Source organism: Algoriphagus hitonicola (assembly GCF_900113375.1).
GTDB lineage: Bacteria > Bacteroidota > Bacteroidia > Cytophagales > Cyclobacteriaceae > Algoriphagus > Algoriphagus hitonicola.
Genome location: NZ_FOPC01000012.1, coordinates 108536 through 128401 on the forward strand (window position 1 = coordinate 108536; position 19866 = coordinate 128401).

18 protein-coding genes are annotated in these 19866 nt (G+C 43.3%); 7 read left to right on the forward strand and 11 right to left on the reverse strand.

Annotated elements, in window-relative coordinates; genetic code table 11:
• Positions 1-93 precede the first annotated feature (93 nt).
• The 6 genes from BM043_RS15700 to BM043_RS15725 all read right to left on the reverse strand — a co-directional run bounded on the left by BM043_RS15700 (position 94) and on the right by BM043_RS15725 (position 7553).
• Complete coding sequence (locus BM043_RS15700) at positions 94-1563, reverse strand: phage tail sheath family protein (RefSeq protein ID WP_092793364.1); 1470 nt, start codon at positions 1561-1563, stop codon at positions 94-96.
• A 101-nt stretch (positions 1564-1664) separates the two neighbouring features.
• Positions 1665-3164, reverse strand: a complete 1500-nt coding sequence (locus BM043_RS15705; protein ID WP_245753055.1) for a glycoside hydrolase family 3 protein — start codon at positions 3162-3164, stop codon at positions 1665-1667.
• A 310-nt stretch (positions 3165-3474) separates the two neighbouring features.
• The gene (locus BM043_RS15710) at positions 3475-4740 is read right to left on the reverse strand and encodes an MFS transporter (protein ID WP_092793366.1); all 1266 of its coding nucleotides are present in this window, start codon (positions 4738-4740) and stop codon (positions 3475-3477) included.
• Positions 4737-5216 (reverse strand): GNAT family N-acetyltransferase, encoded by a 480-nt coding sequence (locus tag BM043_RS15715; protein ID WP_092793367.1) that lies wholly within the window; start codon positions 5214-5216, stop codon positions 4737-4739. The genes BM043_RS15710 and BM043_RS15715 overlap by 4 nt, the downstream gene beginning before the upstream one ends.
• Positions 5213-6853: a glycoside hydrolase family 10-like protein gene (locus BM043_RS15720; RefSeq protein ID WP_245753056.1), complete on the reverse strand. Its 1641-nt coding sequence runs from the start codon at positions 6851-6853 to the stop codon at positions 5213-5215. Before BM043_RS15720 ends, BM043_RS15715 begins: the two co-directional genes overlap by 4 nt.
• A 4-nt stretch (positions 6854-6857) precedes the next feature.
• Positions 6858-7553, reverse strand: coding sequence for an N-acetylmuramoyl-L-alanine amidase (locus BM043_RS15725; RefSeq protein ID WP_092793369.1), 696 nt, complete (start codon positions 7551-7553; stop codon positions 6858-6860).
• A 151-nt stretch (positions 7554-7704) separates the two neighbouring features.
• Here BM043_RS15725 and BM043_RS15730 point away from each other — a divergent pair, with 151 nt between their 5' ends.
• Positions 7705-8454: a DeoR/GlpR family DNA-binding transcription regulator gene (locus BM043_RS15730; protein WP_092793414.1), complete on the forward strand. Its 750-nt coding sequence runs from the start codon at positions 7705-7707 to the stop codon at positions 8452-8454.
• Positions 8455-8545: 91 nt separating this feature from the next.
• On the opposite strand, the gene BM043_RS15735 is transcribed toward BM043_RS15730, so the two are convergent.
• Both BM043_RS15735 and BM043_RS15740 read right to left on the reverse strand, forming a co-directional pair.
• A complete protein-coding gene (locus tag BM043_RS15735) occupies positions 8546-10216 on the reverse strand; it encodes a bifunctional metallophosphatase/5'-nucleotidase (RefSeq protein ID WP_092793371.1) in 1671 nt (556 codons plus the stop codon).
• A gap of 202 nt (positions 10217-10418) precedes the next feature.
• Entirely contained in the window at positions 10419-11405 is a 987-nt protein-coding gene (locus BM043_RS15740) for a c-type cytochrome (RefSeq protein WP_092793373.1), read from the reverse strand.
• Positions 11406-11731: 326 nt separating this feature from the next.
• Between BM043_RS15740 and BM043_RS15745 the strand changes: the two genes are divergently transcribed.
• The 3 genes from BM043_RS15745 (at position 11732) to BM043_RS15755 (ending at position 14209) form a co-directional block, all read left to right on the forward strand.
• The gene (locus BM043_RS15745; protein ID WP_092793375.1) at positions 11732-13153 is read left to right on the forward strand and encodes an amidohydrolase; all 1422 of its coding nucleotides are present in this window, start codon (positions 11732-11734) and stop codon (positions 13151-13153) included.
• 142 nt (positions 13154-13295) lie between these two features.
• Entirely contained in the window at positions 13296-13829 is a 534-nt protein-coding gene (locus tag BM043_RS15750; protein WP_092793377.1) for a gluconate 2-dehydrogenase subunit 3 family protein, read from the forward strand.
• Positions 13830-13846: 17 nt separating this feature from the next.
• Positions 13847-14209 (forward strand): transmembrane 220 family protein, encoded by a 363-nt coding sequence (locus tag BM043_RS15755; protein ID WP_092793379.1) that lies wholly within the window; start codon positions 13847-13849, stop codon positions 14207-14209.
• Positions 14210-14250: 41 nt separating this feature from the next.
• On the opposite strand, the gene BM043_RS15760 is transcribed toward BM043_RS15755, so the two are convergent.
• From BM043_RS15760 to BM043_RS15770, 3 genes are read right to left on the reverse strand one after another with little or no spacing between them, the layout of a single operon-like run.
• A complete protein-coding gene (locus BM043_RS15760) occupies positions 14251-15663 on the reverse strand; it encodes an NAD(P)(+) transhydrogenase (Re/Si-specific) subunit beta (protein WP_092793382.1) in 1413 nt (470 codons plus the stop codon).
• A 2-nt stretch (positions 15664-15665) separates the two neighbouring features.
• Positions 15666-15977, reverse strand: a complete 312-nt coding sequence (locus tag BM043_RS15765) for an NAD(P) transhydrogenase subunit alpha part 2 (protein WP_092793384.1) — start codon at positions 15975-15977, stop codon at positions 15666-15668.
• Positions 15977-17116, reverse strand: coding sequence for a Re/Si-specific NAD(P)(+) transhydrogenase subunit alpha (locus tag BM043_RS15770; protein ID WP_092793386.1), 1140 nt, complete (start codon positions 17114-17116; stop codon positions 15977-15979). Before BM043_RS15770 ends, BM043_RS15765 begins: the two co-directional genes overlap by 1 nt.
• A 179-nt stretch (positions 17117-17295) precedes the next feature.
• On the opposite strand from BM043_RS15770, the gene BM043_RS15775 reads away from it, so the two are divergent.
• The 3 genes from BM043_RS15775 (at position 17296) to BM043_RS15785 (ending at position 19579) form a co-directional block, all read left to right on the forward strand.
• Positions 17296-17646 carry an MmcQ/YjbR family DNA-binding protein gene (locus BM043_RS15775; RefSeq protein ID WP_092793389.1) on the forward strand — a complete coding sequence of 117 codons (351 nt, stop codon included), beginning with the start codon at positions 17296-17298 and terminating at the stop codon, positions 17644-17646.
• Complete coding sequence (locus BM043_RS15780) at positions 17643-18602, forward strand: ABC transporter ATP-binding protein (protein ID WP_092793391.1); 960 nt, start codon at positions 17643-17645, stop codon at positions 18600-18602. The genes BM043_RS15775 and BM043_RS15780 overlap by 4 nt, the downstream gene beginning before the upstream one ends.
• A gap of 575 nt (positions 18603-19177) precedes the next feature.
• Positions 19178-19579, forward strand: a complete 402-nt coding sequence (locus BM043_RS15785) for a GxxExxY protein (protein ID WP_092793393.1) — start codon at positions 19178-19180, stop codon at positions 19577-19579.
• Positions 19580-19866 lie beyond the last annotated feature (287 nt).

Consider the following 19866-nt stretch of genomic DNA (forward strand, 5'->3'; position numbering starts at 1 on the left):
TCTTAGGCTGTTTGACTTTGGAGGGTTTTGTTGTTTTTAGGAAGTTGATTCGAAGAATTTGACTTTATTTTCCGCAAGCCGATTAAACCTAAATTATTCCATCTTTTGACTAATTCTCAAAATAATAAACTCAGCAGGACGGATCATGGCCACTCCGATTTCCAGTTTCAACAGATTATCTAAAATATCCTGCTGGGTCATGGTCTGACCCAATCCAACTCGCACAAAAAATGCATCTTCAGGCTTGGCTCCGGCGAGTCCTCCTTCTCTCCAGAGCGATACCATAAAATTTTCACAACTCATTTTAATGGCATTCCAAGTGCTCGGATTATTGGGTTCGCTGCTCCAAGATATTAAAGCAGTTTTGATGGATTGCTCGATCATGATGGCCGTTCTGCGGACAGGTACATAGCGCCATTCATAGTCATTTCCGGCGAGTGTTCGTGCTCCCCAAATCAAAATTCCAATTCCTGGGAATAATCGGATAGCATTAATGGATTTCCCTGAAAATCCTCCAGTATTCAAGTCTTCCTGTTGAGAAGAATTGATAGAGACTGTGGGTTCGATAAAACCCGATAGAGATACATTGGCTGGAGCTTTCCATACCCCTCGGCTAGTATCCGTCATACAATAAACTCCGGCAACAGCTCCTGAACTGGGAAAAGCAATTAACTTTTTTGCCATTTCCTGAAGGATTGAATTATAGGTGGGGCTCAGGATTTCCAAAGACCTGTGAAAATCGGGGTCAGTTTCATCAGTACTAGCCAAAAATTGCTGGACTGCCGGCTCGGCTAAAATTTCATCTAAGGCAATCGATGGGTCTAAATTTTTATAGCTAAGCTTAAAATCACTCATCGGTCGATTTAGCCAAGGATAATAGGCTGCTCCAAAACTTAAATGCTGATTTCCGATCCCTGTTCTGAATTCCTCAATGACATCCCGGTCGACAGTTCGATCTAAAAATCCATCGGGAATATCCAAGATAGCGAAGCGTTTTTGGTCCTGAGGGCATGTTCTAAGCATATCCTGATATACCGGAAAAGCCTCATTTCTGAGTTCTACAGCATCAGGGATTAAAACCAAACTGGCTTCTTGTACATTTTCTAAAGCCTTAAGCCCTGCTGGAGTTGATGAAGCCGTTCCCAAGAGTTCCTCACGTTTGATCAAGACTTCATTCTGGTCAGAATAGGTTCCGACGGAAATGATGTAGCAGCTCCCTCCTCCATTGTAGAAAAAATCCCGAACGCTGAAGTACAGGTAGGCTTTTTGGTTAGTCTTTAGGGTAAAAGATTTTGATTCGCCATTAATAGTGATCGGGTGAGGATCATCAGGCGTAGCAGGAATGAGTTCGAAAATCGGTTGGTAATTTTCTCCAAACTTGGCTGTATATTCTGCAAAGGAATTGATCTTAACTGGCGTATTTAAGGCAGACTGTCCCTTGTGGATAGCTTTTTCTGTATAGCCAATAAAGGAAGGAATTGCCGTAGGAACTTGAATAATTGTCCTAGGCAAGGTGCTAACTTGCTCGATGTAAATGCCAGGCCTTCTGTATTTTTTGCTCATAAAAATGGAAATTTAGGAATTCAAATTACCCTTTGGAAAAGTAAAGACCTAATCAAGTGGTTATTTCCTTTTTTCTGTACTAGGAAAACTGCATTTTTTACTCAGAATCCTAAAGTGCCAGCAACCACCTGCTGGGTTTCCTCAAATCCCTGATACCCACAAATCACTGCTTCAAAATCATCCAATTTTCCCAGATGCTTTAATGCCAATGGATTTCCAAAATGAACCAAAATGCAAGGTTTGCTTTTGGCCAATTTTTGGATTTCATCCAGTACTCCTTGATCCATTCCAAACTGATTTAAAGGTTTGTGACTGGGTACAAAAACGCCTAAAATTACTTTTTCAGCTTCGTCGATTGGCAAGGATGATAAATTGAGCTCTTGCGAAAAGTGACTTGGGCTTTGGGTGAAAAATTCCCAGTAACCCAGCTTTCCTCCTTCTGCCAAAGTCCTAAGTTCAGCGGGATTAATTTCCCCTGAAATCACCGACACATAGTTTTCTGCCAGATCCTTTTGGAGTTGGGAATGACTTTCCCAATCGAAGGCAGGAACTTCAATAGACTTGCTTTCTATTACGCCCAAGCGTTTTTTCAAGTTCATCACTTTTTCAAAAACCGCATCTACTTCCGCATCTGAAGCCATTTGGCCGATTTTTTCAATCCCTTCCTTTACATGATCAGAAAAACACAAAATATCATTTCCGGCATGGAAAGCCTGCCATTCGAGTTCGCCGGGCTCGGGATAAAGATTGGCTACGGCTTTCATATTTAGCGCATCAGAAATCACCAAGCCTTTGAATCCCATTTCTCTTTTGAGCAAATCGGTAATTAGCTCACGGCTGATGCTGGCAGGAATGTCCTTTCCTCCGGTTAGCGCAGGTACTGCCAAGTGGCCAACCATAATCATCTCCACTCCGCGATCAATACCATATTGAAAGGGCAAGAGTTCTTCGGCCTTGAGTTCTGCTTTAGATTTGCGCAAAATAGGTAAACCTAAATGCGAGTCTACCGCTGTATCCCCATGTCCGGGGAAATGCTTCAGACATGCCCCAATTCCTGCCTTTTTCATTCCCGAATAGGCTGCAAATGAAAGTTTAGCCACCTTATCGACTTGATCTCCAAAGGAACGGTATCCAATCACAGGATTTTCCGGATTGGTATTGACATCTGCACAAGGGGCGAGGTTGAGGTGAATTCCCGAACGCTTCATATCCAAACCCATTCGATGGCCTACTTCTTCTACCCATTTTTCAGCATCTTTTTTCAAGGCACCGAGCGTAATTGCAAAAGGGTATTGGGGAGTTTTTTCCACGCGCATTGCTAAGCCATATTCTCCGTCAATGCTGATCAGTAGAGGGATTTTGGAAATAGCCTGATAGCGATTGATCAGTTCAATGAGTTTTTCGAAAGTGCCATCGGTTTTCAGGGACTCTGCTCTTTTTTCAAAATTTGCTGCCGCAGAATGACGGCTATGGAAAAAAGTCAAACCGCCGATTTCCTGCTCCCGGATTAGCTTTTCGATGGCTAGGTAGTTTTCTTCTGTATCGTGAATAAAAGCTGCTGGGGAAAAGCATTGGGCGATTTTTTGGTTTTTGTTCATCATGTTTTAAACGCTTAAGGGAGTGTCTGCACTCTCATTTCAATGTAGCTTATGAAGTCCGTAGGGACACGAACTCCAACGAGTGTTTTCTTCCGTATCTTGATTAAATGCTGCAGGGGAGAAGCGTTGAATGACTTTTTGATTTTGGTTCATGAGGAATTGATCGATTGGAATTAGGAGTCAATGAAGACGTAATCTAAAGGTAATTGGCTTTGTCTTCACTACCAATATCGGATTGTGTTTGGAGTCCGGCTGAGCGTAGTCGTTGTCCGGCTGAGCGTAGTCGAAGCCCTATCTTCTTAGACTTAAACCTTTAGCTTTCTAACTTTTTTCCAAAATCCTTCGGGTATTTTGCCCAATAAGCGATCAAAATCCCAGGAATCGTCGCAATCACCACCCATACAAAAAAGCCCGAATATCCCAGCCATTCTTGCATATAGCCACTCAGCATTCCCGGAAGCATCATACCCATCGCCATAAATCCAGTGGCCAAAGCATAATGAGCTGTTTTGAACAGTCCTTCTGCCAGATAAATCAGAAATACCATATACGCCGCAAAGCCAAATCCATAGCCCAGTTGCTCAATAAATACGACTGCCGTAGAGAAAAAGACACTTTCCGGCTGTAACCATGCTAAAAAGATGTAGCCGATATTTGGGATATTGATGGCAAAAGCCATGGGCATCATCCACTTACCCAAACCGTCACGTGAAATCAAAATGCCTCCGACAATTCCACCTGTCAATAACGCAATTACGCCCAGGGTCCCGTAAATAAATCCGACTTCGGTGGTACTCAATCCCAAGCCGCCGGTCTCTCGGGAATCAAGAAAAAAAGGGGAAGCCATCTTGACCAATTGGGATTCCCCCAATCGGTAGAACAGGACAAAAGCGAGCGACAACCCAATATTTTTCTTGGTGAAGAAAGTCCCAAAGACCTTCCCAAAACTAGGCTGATCAGCTTTAGCTACACGTAGTTCGATGACTTTTGGGGTAGTCAGGTAGTTGATCCCAGACAAGGATAGCATCAAGGCGCCGACTCCGATCATCGTCCAAGACCAAGCTTGAGCCGGATCTCCGAATTTTTCTTCTAAATAACCCGCCAGAATTACAATCAAACCTTGTCCTGTAATCATCCCAACTCGGTAAAAGGTGCTTCGCATCCCGACAAAAAAGCTTTGCTGATCGGGTTTTAAGGCGATTAAATACAAGCCGTCGGAGGCAATGTCATTAGTAGCAGAAGCAAAAGCGCCCATCCAGAAAAAGGCAAGGGTAATGGTAAAAAACTGATCGGTACCGGTCGTCAATCCCACGCCCAAAAAGACGAGAGACAGGATCAATTGCATGCTGAGAAACCACTGTTTTTTATTTCCAAAAAGCTCTAAAATCGGACTCCAGATCGGTTTGATTACCCAAGGTAAATACAGAAAGGAAGTGTACAGCCCAATATCTGCGTTGGAGATGCCGAGGTTTTTGTACATGATTACCGAGACGGTAATGATCACCACGTAGGGAAGTGATTCGGTGAGGTAAAGTGACGGTACCCAAAACCACGGGTTTTTAGTTGAATTTTGGGTCATGACTTTCGGAGTAAGTTCTGGTAAATACTGATTTCTGAGCCTTCGATAATTTTGGCTCCGACGGCTTTCTCATAAAATTCGGCCGGTCCGACCCCTCCGATGATGCCATAGACATAGCCCATTTCCCGAAGCGATTCCAGAGATTTAATGAGAAGGATTTTCCCGATGCCTTTTCCCCGTTCTGATTCCAACGTTCCTGTTGGGCCAAAGAAATTTCTTGCCGTGCTTTCATAGCAGGCAAATCCCAAAATCTCATTTTCCCGCTGAGCAATCCAGCAGGAAACAGGCTGTCTGGAAAAAGCTACTTCCACCTCAGATTTCCAATACTCTCCGAATTGATCCAAAATCCATTCAGTGACAAGGTGTTTTTCGGGAGCAATTGCCCGACGGAAAATAATCTTTTCCTTTTCTAAAAGTCTTTTTGCCAATTCGGAAATATCGGGCAAGTTGATCAAGCGAACGAGCATATCTTTCATGGTCGGCTTGCTTTTGGGGTTTGGAAAACTTGAGTTTGGACAATTCGTCCGTAGTGATCAATCCAGCGAACTGCCAAATAATTGGTGTGTAAGCTGCTAACCTCGAGGTGACGGGCACGAGTCCCACCGACCCATACGGTATGAATTTCTGCGTCAGCTAAATTCACCAAGTTATCATCCCCTTGAATCATGGCATAGCGAATGGCCGGATCCAAGGGTTTCTCCAAGGTGATTTTTGTCCATTCTAAGTTAGCTTCCACTTGGAAAACAGATGGTGTTTCAATGATGGAAGGGGAATTTGGTTCAAAAGCCGGCGGCAAAGTAGGTCGGTTATACAATTCCTGCTGCAGCAGGTTTGCTACATCCTGATTTTTGCCGAAGAGGGACTTTGCAGAGAAAAATGTATTTCCTTGAATGGCCGGAAGTGTACGGGTGTAATTGATCTGATTGTTGATTTCCCGGGGATTGTCCCAGGCCTTGTCGGCATTGTCTCGGATTTTATAGGGTCCGTTTCCGATGTAGATATGGGTGCCAAAATTATTTATTGACCACCAGTCATTGAGTTTGCGATAGCTGGCCAATTCATAATCCATACTCCAATACAATTGAGGAATCAAGTAATCGATCCAGCCATTTTTCATCCATGTCAGCGGGTCTGCATAAAGGTCGTCATAATTGGTCTGTCCAGCGCGAGTCGGAGAGCCTTTGGGGTCTTTGTCCTGATTGCGCCAAACTCCAAATGGGGAGATGCCAAACTGCACCCATGGTTTAGATTTTTTGATAGTTTGGTGAACGGCCTGAATTAGCAGATTGACGTTTTCGCGTCGCCAATCATCAATGGTTTGTCCGGGTTTTTTGTATTGATTAAAGGTCTTTTGATCTGGAAAAATCTGGTTACCGATTTTGTAGGGATAAAAGTAATCATCAAAGTGCACGGCATCCAAATCGTAGTTATTGACGAGTTCGTCGATCACCGCAATAAATTTTTCTCTCACCTCTGGCAAACCGGGATTGTAATAATATTTTGGTCCGTATTTTAGCATCCAGTCTCGGTGGAGGTTAAAATCGTGATCCTGACTGAGCAGACTGGTTTTGTCATCAAAGGTCGCACGGTAGGGATTGAGCCAAGCATGGAACTCTAAGCCGCGTTCATGAGCCTGATTGATCATCCATGTGAGGGGATTTTCTATGGTATTGGGTGCTGTTCCTTCCTTTCCGGTCAAATACCGGGACCAAGGTGCATGTCGGCTGGGGTAAAAGGCATCTCCTGCAGTTCGCACTTGCACGATGACTGCGTTGAAATTCATTTTTTTATAATGATCCAAAAGGGTGACAAAATCCCTTTTTTGCTTTTCCCAACTATCTGTTCCGGCTTCCGGCCAGTCGATATTGACAACTGTCGCAATCCAGACTCCCCTAAACTCACGGGGCATTTCGGGGAGTTCGAAAGAAAGCGGTTGTAGGTTTATGGGAGTTTTGGGAAGGGGTTTCTCGGGGAATTGTCGGTCGGTTCTCTTCGGTATTTCTTTTCCGATTGAGGGAGTTTCTTTTGAGCCGGAAAGATCCTTTTGGGATTTACAGGCAAAAAAAACCGATAAGACGAGTATCCACTTTAAAAGACCACGAAACTGCTTCATCGAATTACTGTTGAGGGATAGGCTGAAGATTAAGGTCAGAAAGGTTTTTTCGCAGCTTCTCCATAAAAACATCTCCAGGATCGGTTTTGGTGGTTCGGTAGTCTGGATCGGCTTCTTTCCACAGGTCGGTTTCTTGGAATAATTGGTATTCATGATGTCCGATCACATAGTTGATATCTGGATATTTTCTCTGCAAATAGCGGATGAGTTCTTCATTTGCCTTGAGCTGAGCATTAGTCAAAGGCGCCTCTGGCCCGCCTACATTTTCAACTCCGATCGCACAATAATTCAATCCAATTGTATGCCTCGCAAATGCCGTATCCGGCAAAAGTCTAAATATCGTTCCGTCCCGATCGATCAAAAACTGGCTGGAAACATTTAAGTTACTTGCTCCGGACAAGTCTTCCCTCCCGCCTAAAGTCGGCTCGTCAAATACATCGAAAGTCACCTCGACATTGTCAATAGCAGTCCAATGAACCACGACCATTTGAGGATCAATAGTGGCAGATTCCTTTTCTAGCCCATGACGGTCTTTCAGGTATTGGAGGGAAAGCTGCTCGCGCTCCTCATTCCATGTGATGGGTTTATCAATAATCCGGAAAGTCGCTTGACTCAATTTGGGGCTGCAGGATAAGAAGCTCATACTGAGCAAAGCTATCAAAAGCAGTGCGAGGGGAGTTCTGAAAAGGATTGGTTTCATAGCAAGGGTAATTCTTCAACGCTCTAAACTACCTAGAAAAATGCAGGATTGGGAATCAATTTTCGCTATTTTTTGCAGGGGAAAGTAGAATCAGTCTAGGTTTTGCATGTTTTTGCCGTTTTTAGTAGCTTTCAAGCTTAACGATAAACCCATGCTCAAAGAAGAACGCCAAAAATACATTCTCGACCAGGTCCATCTTCATCACCGGGTGTTGCTCAATGATTTGGCGGATTCGCTCAATGTGTCCATCGATACCGTGCGACGGGATGTCAAGGAATTGGCTAAGGAGAAAAAACTCAAGAAAGTCCATGGTGGAGCGACCTCTTTTGGTTTTATGAATTTTACCAAAGATGATGGGAATATCTATTTGCAGTCCAAGAAAATCCAGATCGCCGAAAAGACAGTTTCCTTGCTTTCTGAGGGGCAGGTTATTCTGATGAGTGGCGGCACGACCAATATGGAAGTGGCTAAAATGATTCCCAGAAAATTACCTTTGACTGTCTTCACACCCAGCCTTCATGTGGCGATGCAGCTTTTGGAATTGCCGGAGGTGGAGGTGATTTTTTTAGGAGGAAAGCTGCTACACGAAGCGAAATTTGCCATTGGAGGTACCGTGGTTAACGCCTTGAATCAATTGAAGGTAGATCTGTGTATTTTAGGCACGGGCTATCTGGACGCAGAGGCGGGTTTGACGGAGTTTGATTGGGAGGTGATTCAGGTGAAGCAAGCTATGATCCGGGCGGCCAAGCGGACCATCATTCTTTCGGTTTCGGACAAGCTCCATTCGGTTCAAAAATATCAAACTTGCGATCTCACAGCAGTGCACACTTTAGTTACCGAGCTCAAGCCGGAAGATCCGATGTTGGATGCCTTTCGACCGTTTGATTTGCGCTTGGTCTGATTTTTTACAAATAAAAAAAGCCGGCTTTTGACCGGCTTTCGGGGTGAATAAACACTTTTCTCCTTCCATTTTTCAAGAGTGGAAGCATTTACTATCTGAACTCATAATCCACACCATACACCTGAGTCAGCAAGGTGGCAGGAGCGTCTAGCGCCACGGCAGATTTGGGAGGGATGGGGGTGACTGGCGAATTAGCAGCCAAGTAATTTTTCATCGCTTCATGAAGGGTAAATGGCGTATTTTCGGTTTCTTTCACGCCTTTGAATCGGCAAAGCATATCATCGGGATCACCATCTCGCTCGCAAGCACAAATACTATACACCCGATCCATTTCGAGTGGATTTCCGTGAACGGATACTTTTTGAACTCGCTTACCTTCTTCACCAAAAGCCAAAAATTCAACTTCCATTCCTTTGAATTTAATGACCCAACCGCCAAATCTTTGGGAAGCTTCTTTGGCAAAGACATTGTTGAGCTCTTTTTCCAGCCAAGCTGCAATTTGAGTTCCGGTGACTTTTCCAGTTCGGATCTGAGAATCTACCGGCAGCATGTCAAAAATAAATCCATTGGTAATGGGGATATTTCCTGTCGCGTCTGGAGTGGTTTGTGGTGGACAAAACCGAAATCCATTCGAAAGAATAATATCCACCTCGGGGACTTGCCAGCTGATGGCATCAAGAATCATGGTATCGATGGGGTTTTCGATCACAAAATATCGGTAAAGTGGTATGGTACTGTATCCAGCAATTTTTAGGATATCCTCCTGAAAAGGCCCCTCGTTTTCGGCGATGATTTTTTCAACCGCTGGATTTGGTTTGATTTGATCGGAATTTACTTCGAGCAACTCATACATATCAGAGACTACTTTTCCATCCTCTATTTTCAATTCCAATTTTCCCACAAAAGAGCCAAAAGCCCCGGGCTCGACGACTTTGGAGTACTTAGCCTGGATTGGTTTTCTTACGCGCTCATGAGTATCTCCGCCGAGAATGTAATCCACGCCTTCGCATTCGGGCAAATTGGCCAAATTGATCTGCTGGGAGAGTCCCAAGTGGGCAATAATGGCCACGAAAGCACATTTTTCCTGATTCCGAAGTACATCGACGTAGTGAGCCAGATTTTCTTCCGGTTTGGTGTAAATAATTCCTTTGCTGTAATCTGGTGATTGGCGTAATGGAACCAAATGATCGGTATATCCCAAAAATCCGATTTTCACACGGTTCACTGTCCAGATGTGATAGGGATTAAAAATAAGTTCTCCTTTTTTTCCTTCACCCAAATCGTGATACATGTTGGCGCAGATTTTAGGTGCATGAAGGGAACCCAAAAGATGCTGCATGGCAGGTTTTTGATAGACCACTTCCCAGTTTCCAGGCAAATAGAGATCGTAGCCCATTTCATTGAGAATGGGAATCATTGCTTCTCCTGTAGTACGCACGGATAATTCGGATCCCTGAAACATGTCTCCGGTATCCATCACAAAACTGTATTCAGATTTTTCCCGCTCTCGGTCCAAAAAAGTTTTTAGCTGAGCGTATCCACCAGTTTTTCGATAGACCGCTTGACCATTTTCCCAGAACAATTCATCATGGGGATGAATCTGACAGTGAACATCAGTAGTCTGAAGGATGGATAGTGTAAAAGACTTTGGGGCAATCTTATTGGCTTCGGCTTTGGCAACTGTGGGAGCAAGGCTAAGCAGGCCGGAACCTGCACCGATTGCTCCGAGCTGAGCCATAAACTTTCTTCTGGAGGACTTCATTGATTACTAGGAATGGTTATTTGGGCAATTATAAATATCTTAGTCGAAAATTGGGTCAATACGTTTTTTGCCAAATTCGCACCTAAAAGTAGAAATCTCTAGTCAGTCAATTTGGTGACATTGGTTACAAAAGGCGATTAAATACAAAAGACCTGAATCTTGTTAGGATGCAGGTCTTTTAATTTTTTAAAGAAAATGTTCTTTATTCCGAACCTGAGGTGAATTTAGTCACCGGGTTTGTAATCGGTTTCACTGTTTTAAGATATGCATAAATGGCCTTGAGGTCTTCTTCTTTCATTCCGGCATACATGGTCCATGGCATGATGGAGTTGAATTCGCCGGGATTAACCGAGGCAGGGATATATCGGTCTTCAGCATATTGTTTGAAACGCTCTACGAAAGCCTGCTCATTCCAATTCCCGATTCCGGTTTCAGCATCCGGAGTAATGTTGGATGAAGTGACAATGGATCCATCTGGGAAGGGGAAATTTCGGCCACCACCAAATGACAGATCTTCCATGATCATTCCTTGAGGATCAGCCTGAGTATGGCATTCTATACATCCCGAGGAATTGGTTAGGTATTTACCATATGCTACTTGATCGCTGGGGTCTGGTTTTTTGGTTGGTTCTGGATCGTTTGGAATGGTTTTCAATATTAGGCTAACTGGAAAGTCCGCTTTCGATTCCGGAATTTCGCTTTCTATTGCCGGTAAGGAGCGGAGATATGCGATGATATCATAAATGTCCTCCGGGTCCATTTTTCCATAATACAAATAAGGCATGACAGGAAACATCGCTCGATCATCATTGGTCACACCGGTGGTAATCAGTCGGTAGAGTTCTCCATCAGTGTAGTCAGAGATCCCATGCGGTGTGATATTTTTGGCATAAAAAACACCGGGGAAGCCCATAGTCTGATCGAATCGATCACCACCCTGTCCGATCGTTCCTGGAGTAGGTGGACCAGAAAATTTGGAAAAATCTCTTACCGAATGACAATCCATACATGCTGTGACATGATTGGCCAAGTAGTCACCTCGTTCGATTCGCTCCGAACTGTAATCAATACTTACTTCAGGCGCTGGTGAGACATTGGGGAATGCCATATTGATATAAGCAAATCCCACCAAGCATAGAATTAGGACAATGCCAATAATCCATCCAAAGATTTTAAATACTTTTTTCATAGTGCGTATAAGGTTGGGAATCAGAAATGTAGCGATTATTCTTAAAAAATGTATTTTAAATACATTAAAAATCTGTTCAGATTTGATAAATAACAAAGAGTATCTAGGTTAATACTTTTTAGTCATTAATTTTATTTGGATATTTTTAAGTTTTAGAGATAAATCTTTGCTAGGGGAAGGAATTCACTCTAATTTTCCGGAAGTTTAACTTAGATTGAGATTTAAGCTCTTATTATGAAATCGAGCACAACACAAGCGACACACAGGGGGATGATTGTAAAATGTGCGAGATTCCATCTGACCTCTAAAAAACAAATTATAAACAGATGAAAAAAGTCAGCCTTACCTTTACCTTCTTGTTTTCCTTTTTCGGCCTGATGGCCCAAGAAGAAGTGATCCAAAAACTTGAATCTTCAAAGGATTTCTATGCCAATATCGCGCAGCAGATTTGGTCCAATCCTGAATTGGGCTATTTGGAAACCGAAAGTTCCGCTTTGCTTCAAAAAACACTGGCGGATGCGGGATTTACAGTCAAGACCGGAGTAGCTGAAATTCCAACAGCTTTTGTGGCTGAATTTGGGTCTGGAATGCCAGTAATTGGCATCATGGCTGAGTTTGATGCCCTGCCTGGTGTTTCTCAGGATGCAGTGCCTTTTCCAAAACCACTAGTCGAAGGGGGGGCGGGTCATGCTTGTGGGCACCATTTATTTGGTACTGCTTCTGTCGCTGCTGGAATTGCAGTTAAGGAATGGATGGAAACGAACGGAATCGAAGGAACAATCCGTGTTTTTGGGACACCTGCGGAAGAAGGTGGCGGAGGAAAAGTATATATGGCTCGTGCGGGATTGGTAGATGATGTAGACGCCATGTTGCATTGGCACCCGAGTAGCAGAAATAATGCTGGGGCCAACAGTTCGCTGGCCAATATTTCTACCAAATTCCGGTTTTATGGGGTAGCTTCTCATGCCGCCGCAGCTCCGGAGCGAGGTAAATCTGCCTTGGATGGAGTGGAAGCAATGAACTTTATGGTCAACCTGATGCGGGAGCATGTGCCTCAAGAGACGAGAATGCATTATGTCATTACTCGGGGTGGAGAAGCACCCAATGTGGTCCCTGCCTTTGCAGAATCGTATCATTATGTGCGTCATCCTGATGCAGAAGTAGTAAAAGAAATTTTTCAAAAAATGGTGGCAGCAGCAGAAGGGGCAGCTCAGGGCACCCAAACCCGAATGGAATTCGAAATCATCAATGGAGTTTATAATCTGATGCCCAACGAGACACTGGCTCGAGTGATGCACAAAAATCTGGAAACGGTTGGAGGAGTAAAATATGATCCCGAGGAGCTGAAGTTTGCGGAGGAAATGATCGAGGGATTTGAGGGAATAGATGTCAGTCCAGCCGATGCTGAAAAAATCGATCCCTTTATGGTTCGGGAAAAAGGAACCGGCGGATCGACCGATGTGGGAGATATCAGCTGGCTGGTGCCAACAGCTGGTTTAGGTACGGCTACTTGGGTTCCGGGTACCTCAGCTCATACCTGGCAAGCAGTAGCAGCAGGGGGGACAAGTATTGGGATTAAAGGAATGATGGTTGCCGCGAAAACCTTGGCATTGACCGCTATGGATGTGTTCAAAAATCCAGAAATCGCAGACAAGGCAAAAGAAGAATTGACCAAAAGACAAGGTGAAGGGTTTGATTACGAAGCGCTTGTGGGAGATCGAAAAGCTCCGCTTGATTACAGGAAATAGAGTTGAGCTGAAAAGCCTCGATGTAAAAAATCCGAACTGAGTATAAATTCAAACCTTTAACATTTCAATTTCGCCATTGGTGGACTGGCTAGGGAAAAAATTCCAGAATTTAATAACTTGATCTGAAATTAACTCAAACCCGATGAACCGTAGAAAATCCCTCAAAATATTAGGTGCCTCAGGAGTAGGAATTGCTGGGCTGGTTTTCGCAGATTGGAAATGGCAACTCGTGGATCAGTTGACTCATGAAGGTTTTTTTACTTTTAAGGAGGAAAAGCTGATATCTGCCATTGCTGACACGCTGATTCCAGAAGGGATTCCTGCCAAAAGTCCCTTACCCGATCCCAAGCCGATAGGCGCATTGTCCACCGGGACAGATAATTATCTCATTAGGTTGTTTGAGCATTGTTATGAAGAAGAAGATCAGCAGCTGATCAAAAGTCAATTGGCTGCTTTGGCAAAAACAGACTTTCTGGACAGGGATCAGACAGGCAGGGAAGAGATTCTATTAGCCATGGCGAATTCCGAGGTCGAAGAGGAAAAGCAGTTTTTTGCTTTGATCAAATCTCAAACCATCAATGGGTTTACCACGGTTAAGGAAGTCATGGCAGATTATCATGGGTACCAGGTTGCGCCGGGATTTTTTAGAGGTTGTGTAGAGCATTCTGAGGCCTAATTTCAAAAAACCTAACTATGAAGTTTTCAAAAATATTCTATAGCATCTGGGCAGTGTTATTTGGCCTTTTTGCTTTTTGGCAGATCAATGATCCTGATCCTGAAGTATGGGTCAGTATTTATGTGGTGGCCATTATCTTTTGTCTATTAGCTATTCGCGGAATATTTCCAAAGATTCCACTGACGATACTGGTGGCCGTTTGCTTAATCGGTGCAATTTATTTTTGGCCGGATTCGGTGTCAGGCTGGATTGGACAGGAAGTAGAGCAGGGTGATTTAACGATGAAAACACCCGAAATGGAAGAGGGTAGAGAATCTTTCGGCTTGCTAATCATTGCGCTAGTAAATATTCCGGGACTGATCAAAGCTTGGAGAAGTTAAAAAAAATGGCTCATTTTTATTCGAATGAGCCATTTGTGCAATTATAGATTTTTCAATTCCCCAATTAATTTTTCCAAAGAGTCTTTGGCATCGCCAAAAAGCATTCGGTTTTTCGGGTGAAAGAAAAGTTCATTTTCGATGCCCGCATAGCCTTTTCCCATGGATCGCTTGAGGACAATGACATTTTTGGCATTCCAAACCTTAATAATCGGCATCCCAAAAATCGGGCTTCCGGGATCATTTTCCGCAGCGGGATTGACCACGTCGTTGGCACCGATGACCAATACCACATCGGTATTTGCCATATCATCATTGGCGTCCTCCATTTCCAGTAATTTGGGATAAGGGACATCTGCTTCGGCAAGCAAGACATTCATGTGCCCGGGCATTCGACCTGCGACAGGATGGATAGCATAGGTTAATTCGACCCCTTTATCTTCCAGTATTTTCTCCAAATTATGGACGGTATGCTGGGCTTGAGCTACCGCCAATCCGTATCCTGGGACTACGCTGACTTTATTGGCATAAGCCAACAAAATCGCTGCATCCGTGATTCCGATTTCTTTCACCGTTCCTTGTTCCCCGGATTTTGCAGCAGAAGTGCCACCACCTCCAAAAGAACCGATGATTACATTGGTCAAGGATCGATTCATGGCGGTACACATCAGTACGGTCAGGATGGTCCCAGCCGAACCTACCAGAATTCCTCCTGTCAGCATGGCCTGATTGCCGTAGAGAAATCCTCCAAATGCCGCTGCCATTCCTGTAAAGCTATTCAAAAGCGAAATCACAACCGGCATATCCGCTCCACCGATCGGCATTACGAATAGCACCCCATATAATAAGGAAAGCACCAGTAAGGTGTACATCAACGGCATGCTCAGGTCTCCAGAAACAGCCAAATATCCGGCTAACCCAACTAAAGCGAGCAGTAAGCTAATATTGATAAACTGACCAGCGGGAAGGGCTTTGTCGGCTATTTTACCTTCCAATTTGCCATAGGCTACGATCGAGCCTGAAAATGAAACCGAACCGATAATCAAGCCCAGTAAAATCACAATCAGCATTCCGGCAGAAATTTCCCCTCCATGTCGAAGATGATCAAACTCTACCAGAGAAATCACGCCTGCGCAGGCACCGCCCATTCCGTTGAAAAAGGAAACCATTTGAGGCATGGCAGTCATTTTGACTTTGAGTGCCATCCGAGTGCCGATAACTGTTCCAATGACTAAACCCGCTAAAATCAGGGAATAATTCAGCCATTTATCCGCACTGAATTCCTCCTTGAATAAAATAGTTGCGGCAATTGCCAGCCCCATTCCATATCCGGCGATCAGGTTTCCCCTGCGGGCTTTGTCCGGGCTGGAGAGCATTTTCAACCCCAAGATAAATGTAATCGATGCTACGATGTAGCTGAGCTCCAAAATGCTCAATCCGAGTAAGTCGTTTAACATAATTACCGGGCTTTTTTCTTAAACATTTCCAACATCCGGTCTGTGACCACAAAACCACCGACTACGTTTAGCGTGCCTAAAATCACCGCTAAAAATCCCAAAATCAACGCGTAATAATTTGTGGGATCCGCTTGAAGCATGATGATAATGGATCCAATGACGACTACTCCGTGAATGGCATTTGCACCGGACATCAAAGGCGTGTGCAGTACTGCTGGAACATTGGAAATGATCTCAATCCCCAAAAAGATTGAGACGAGGATTAGGAAAATAAATTCCCGGTTTTCATAAAATAGAATGAGGATATCTTCCATTAGTTGACTTTTTCTGTTGGATAAAGAATTGATTTTACTCGACTGCTCATCACATTTCCTTGATGCGTGACACAGGTATTGGCGACGATATCGTCTTCCCAATTGAGATTCAGCTCGCCTTCAGTGGTGATCATGAGTTTGAGGAAATTGACCATATTTTTGCCATACATCTTGCTGGCATCAATCGGCATGGAGGAGGGGAGATTGGAGTTGCCGATGATTTTTACTCCGTATTTTTCACAGGTTTGGTTGTCTTCTGTCAGTTCGCAGTTTCCTCCGGAGGAGGCAGCCAAATCTACGATTACTGATCCGGGTGCCATGGCTTCCACCGTTTCTTTGGTGATTAAAACCGGTGCCTTTCGGCCGGGAATCTGAGCAGTACAAATGATAATATTGGCTTTTTTGGCATGCTCCTGAATAAGCTCCTGCTGCTTGGCTTTATATTCCTCACTTTGCTCTACAGCATAACCTCCGGCACTGGCTTCGTCTTTGGCACCTTCTACTTTGACAAATTTTGCCCCCAAACTTTTCACTTCTTCCTCTGCAGCTGCACGGACATCAAATGCCTCCACTACAGCTCCCAGCCTTTTGGCGGTGGCAATAGCCTGTAATCCTGCTACTCCTGCACCCAAAACCAGAACTTTGGATGGAATAATACTGCCCGCGGCAGTCATAAACATGGGGAAAAAGCGTGGAGATTGGTTTGCTGCAGTCAATACCGCCTGATATCCCGCTACAGTCGCCATGGAAGAAAGCACATCCATGGATTGAGCGCGTGTCGTTCTCGGGACATTGTCCATGGAAAAGGAGGTGATATTCAGCTCTAAAAGTTGGTCCACTAGGTCCTTGTTGGATAAAGGCTGAAACTGACAAACCAACACTTGACCTTTTTTAAGCTGATTGATTTCCTCTTCCGAAGGAGTATGTATGCTGAGCAGTAAATCCGATTGAAGAGTTTCGCTTCTGGAGCAGATTTCCGCACCGACGGCTTGGTAATTCTCATCACTCGAAAAAGCAGTTTCGCCAGCTTGGGTTTCTACCCGGACTTTCACTTTTAAATCGATAAAGATTTTGACGCTTTCGGGTAATAAGGCCACCCGACGTTCTCCTTCCGGTTCTTTTAGCAGACCAATTGTCATTTTGAACAGTTTATTTCTTAAAGTCTTAAATTAATGTTTTCCGAGGTATTTAAAAATTTAATTCGGATCAGTGGGGAAATTAAAAAAATGATTGAAATCAGGATTTGGACTTTTATCGAAAGAAGGGATTTGGGATATTGCGATTAGATTTTTTCCAGCCATCTTCAAGATTCAATTCAATGAATTTAACCTATTTTCGTGACTATTGTTTGGCAAAACCCGGAGTGACGGAGGATACGCCATTTGATGAAAACACACTCTGTTTTCGGGTGGGAGGAAAAATATTTGCCATTACCGATTTGACAAACTTTGAATATATCAATTTAAAATGCGATCCCGAATACGCCTCCGAACTCAGGGAGCAATACGACGGAATCCGACCGGGGTATCATATGAATAAAAAAATGTGGAATTCGGTCTATGCAACATCAGATGTCCCCGATCAGTTAATTTTGGATTTGGCAGATCATTCCTATCAACTCATCTTTGCTTCTCTTCCCAAAAAGATCCAAGCCGAAATCAATTCATGAGTTTTTTCAACGTAAAAAAAATCAAAAAGTCCTACCAAGGTACCGCCGCCCTTCGGGAGTTTTCGCTGAATCTGGACCGGGGAGAATTTCTTTCCATTGTAGGCGAAAGCGGATCGGGTAAATCCACCTTGCTTCGAATCATGGCGGGACTGGAAGTCCAGGATTCGGGACAGGTTTTTTTGGAAAAGGAGGAAATTCTAAATCCCAAAAAAAAGTTGGTGCCCGGATATGATCAGGTCAAATTGATTCACCAGGATTATCATCTTTTGCCCAATTCTACGGTGTTGGAAAATATCCGAAGACCGCTCCTTCAGTACGATAAAAGCTACGCAAAAGTCCGTGAGGAAAAGCTGCTGGAGCAATTTGGACTGAAGGAATTTCGGGATCGTTTTCCCCGCCAATTGTCGGGAGGACAGCAGCAGAAAGTGGCGATTGCAGCGGCTTTGGCCATCGAACCCGAAGTGCTTTTGCTCGATGAGCCTTTTTCTTCCTTGGATACCATTCAAAAGCATCAATTGATTGATGAATTGGGACGAATGTTCAAGGAATTGAAAACAACAGTCATTTTTGTGACCCATGACTTGGATGATGCTTTGCGATTGACTGATAATCTGATCATTCTTAAAAAAGGGGCAGTGGTACAAAACGGAAATTCCTTTGACCTCTGCACCAATCCGGAAAGTCAGTATGTAGCACGTTTATTTTCGCCGATTAATGCCATTCCAGATCAGAAGAATGCGTTTATCCGGCCCAACGAAGTCAAGCTGAGAAGCAAAGGGGGACTTTTAGGACATGTGGTCGATTTACGGTTTTTGGTTCATTTTAATTCGCTTCAGATTAAATTAAAGGAAAGCGGCCAAATCTGGGAAGTTGACGATCCTCAGCGAAAATATCAAGTCGGAGATCGGGTGTATTTGCAGTGGGAGGAGAAAAAAGTGCTGCGGCTCTTGAGCTAATTGAATTAGCCACGAATTCTTACTAATTTTTTCAGGAGAATGGTTTTAAGAATAAATCAGGCCCGATTCTAAAATTTTATTCGTGCATTAGTGGCTAAAAAATGGAAGCCACGAATTCACTAATTTTTTTCTAGAGAATGGCTTTTAGAGTTAATCAGGCCCGATTCTAAAATTTTATTCGTGCATTAGTGGCTAAAAAATGGAAGCCACGAATTCACTAATTTTTTTCTAGAGAATGGCTTTTAGAGTTAATCAGGCCCGATTCTAAAATTTTATTCGTGCATTAGTGGCTAAAAAATGGAAGCCACGAATTCACTAATTTTTTTCTAGAGAATGGCTTTTAGAGTTAATCAGGCCCGATTCTAAAACTTCATTCGTGCATTAGTGGCTAAAGAAATTAGGCCACGAATTCACTATTAATCTTGTAAAATATCCGGCTTAAAATTCATCTGGCCTAATTCTAAAACTTTATTCGTGCATTAGTGGCTAAAAAATGGAAGCCACGAATTCGCCAATTAAAAATTGGCAACGCTAAAATTTCGAGGCATCAGAAAAAATCGTAAATTAGTTCATGTATGAGTGACTTGATTTACAAGGAGGAAAGTTACCAGATTATTGGAAAATGCATGGAGGTCCATCGAAATCTGGGATATGGTTTTTTGGAAATTGTATATAAAGATGCCTTGGAATATGAATTTAGAAAATCTGGAATTAATTATCAGCGTGAAAAGGAGTATCTAGTCAATTACAAAGGGATTATCCTACCCCATCGATTTTATGCTGATTTTATCATTATGGATAAAATTATCTTGGAAGTAAAAGCTGTTTCAGGGATTGCTCCTGAATTTGTTGCTCAGGCAATCAATTATTTAAAAGTTTCCCAAAACAGACTTGCACTTATAGTAAATTTCGGAACAAACAATCTACATCACAAAAGAGTAGTTTTTGGAGATAGTTCCAAACCATTTTCTCCTTGATTTTTAAATTTCATTCGTGCATTAGTGGCTAAAAAATGGTAGCCACGAATTCACTAATTATCTTGTAAAATATTTGGCTTAGAATTCATCTGGATTGATTCTTAAATTTCATTCGTGCATTAGTGGCTAAAGAAAATAGGAGCCACGAATTCACTAATAATCTTGTAAAATATCCGGCTTAATATTCATCAGGCCCGATTCTAAAACTTTATTCGTGCATTAGTGGCTAAAAAAACAGGAGCCACGAATTCACTAATTATCTTGTAAAAAATCCGGCTCAGAACTCA

Excerpts from the sequence above, each read along its gene's own strand:
- BM043_RS15700 (WP_092793364.1), bottom strand. The coding sequence starts at position 1,563 with ATGAGCAAAAAATACAGAAGGCCTGGCATTTACATCGAGCAAGTTAGC.
- BM043_RS15705 (WP_245753055.1), bottom strand. The coding sequence starts at position 3,164 with ATGATGAACAAAAACCAAAAAATCGCCCAATGCTTTTCCCCAGCAGCT.
- BM043_RS15710 (WP_092793366.1), bottom strand. The coding sequence starts at position 4,740 with ATGACCCAAAATTCAACTAAAAACCCGTGGTTTTGGGTACCGTCACTT.
- BM043_RS15715 (WP_092793367.1), bottom strand. The coding sequence starts at position 5,216 with ATGAAAGATATGCTCGTTCGCTTGATCAACTTGCCCGATATTTCCGAA.
- BM043_RS15720 (WP_245753056.1), bottom strand. The coding sequence starts at position 6,853 with ATGAAGCAGTTTCGTGGTCTTTTAAAGTGGATACTCGTCTTATCGGTT.
- BM043_RS15725 (WP_092793369.1), bottom strand. The coding sequence starts at position 7,553 with ATGAAACCAATCCTTTTCAGAACTCCCCTCGCACTGCTTTTGATAGCT.
- BM043_RS15730 (WP_092793414.1), top strand. The coding sequence starts at position 7,705 with ATGCTCAAAGAAGAACGCCAAAAATACATTCTCGACCAGGTCCATCTT.
- BM043_RS15735 (WP_092793371.1), bottom strand. The coding sequence starts at position 10,216 with ATGAAGTCCTCCAGAAGAAAGTTTATGGCTCAGCTCGGAGCAATCGGT.
- BM043_RS15740 (WP_092793373.1), bottom strand. The coding sequence starts at position 11,405 with ATGAAAAAAGTATTTAAAATCTTTGGATGGATTATTGGCATTGTCCTA.
- BM043_RS15745 (WP_092793375.1), top strand. The coding sequence starts at position 11,732 with ATGAAAAAAGTCAGCCTTACCTTTACCTTCTTGTTTTCCTTTTTCGGC.
- BM043_RS15750 (WP_092793377.1), top strand. The coding sequence starts at position 13,296 with ATGAACCGTAGAAAATCCCTCAAAATATTAGGTGCCTCAGGAGTAGGA.
- BM043_RS15755 (WP_092793379.1), top strand. The coding sequence starts at position 13,847 with ATGAAGTTTTCAAAAATATTCTATAGCATCTGGGCAGTGTTATTTGGC.
- BM043_RS15760 (WP_092793382.1), bottom strand. The coding sequence starts at position 15,663 with ATGTTAAACGACTTACTCGGATTGAGCATTTTGGAGCTCAGCTACATC.
- BM043_RS15765 (WP_092793384.1), bottom strand. The coding sequence starts at position 15,977 with ATGGAAGATATCCTCATTCTATTTTATGAAAACCGGGAATTTATTTTC.
- BM043_RS15770 (WP_092793386.1), bottom strand. The coding sequence starts at position 17,116 with ATGACAATTGGTCTGCTAAAAGAACCGGAAGGAGAACGTCGGGTGGCC.
- BM043_RS15775 (WP_092793389.1), top strand. The coding sequence starts at position 17,296 with ATGAATTTAACCTATTTTCGTGACTATTGTTTGGCAAAACCCGGAGTG.
- BM043_RS15780 (WP_092793391.1), top strand. The coding sequence starts at position 17,643 with ATGAGTTTTTTCAACGTAAAAAAAATCAAAAAGTCCTACCAAGGTACC.
- BM043_RS15785 (WP_092793393.1), top strand. The coding sequence starts at position 19,178 with ATGAGTGACTTGATTTACAAGGAGGAAAGTTACCAGATTATTGGAAAA.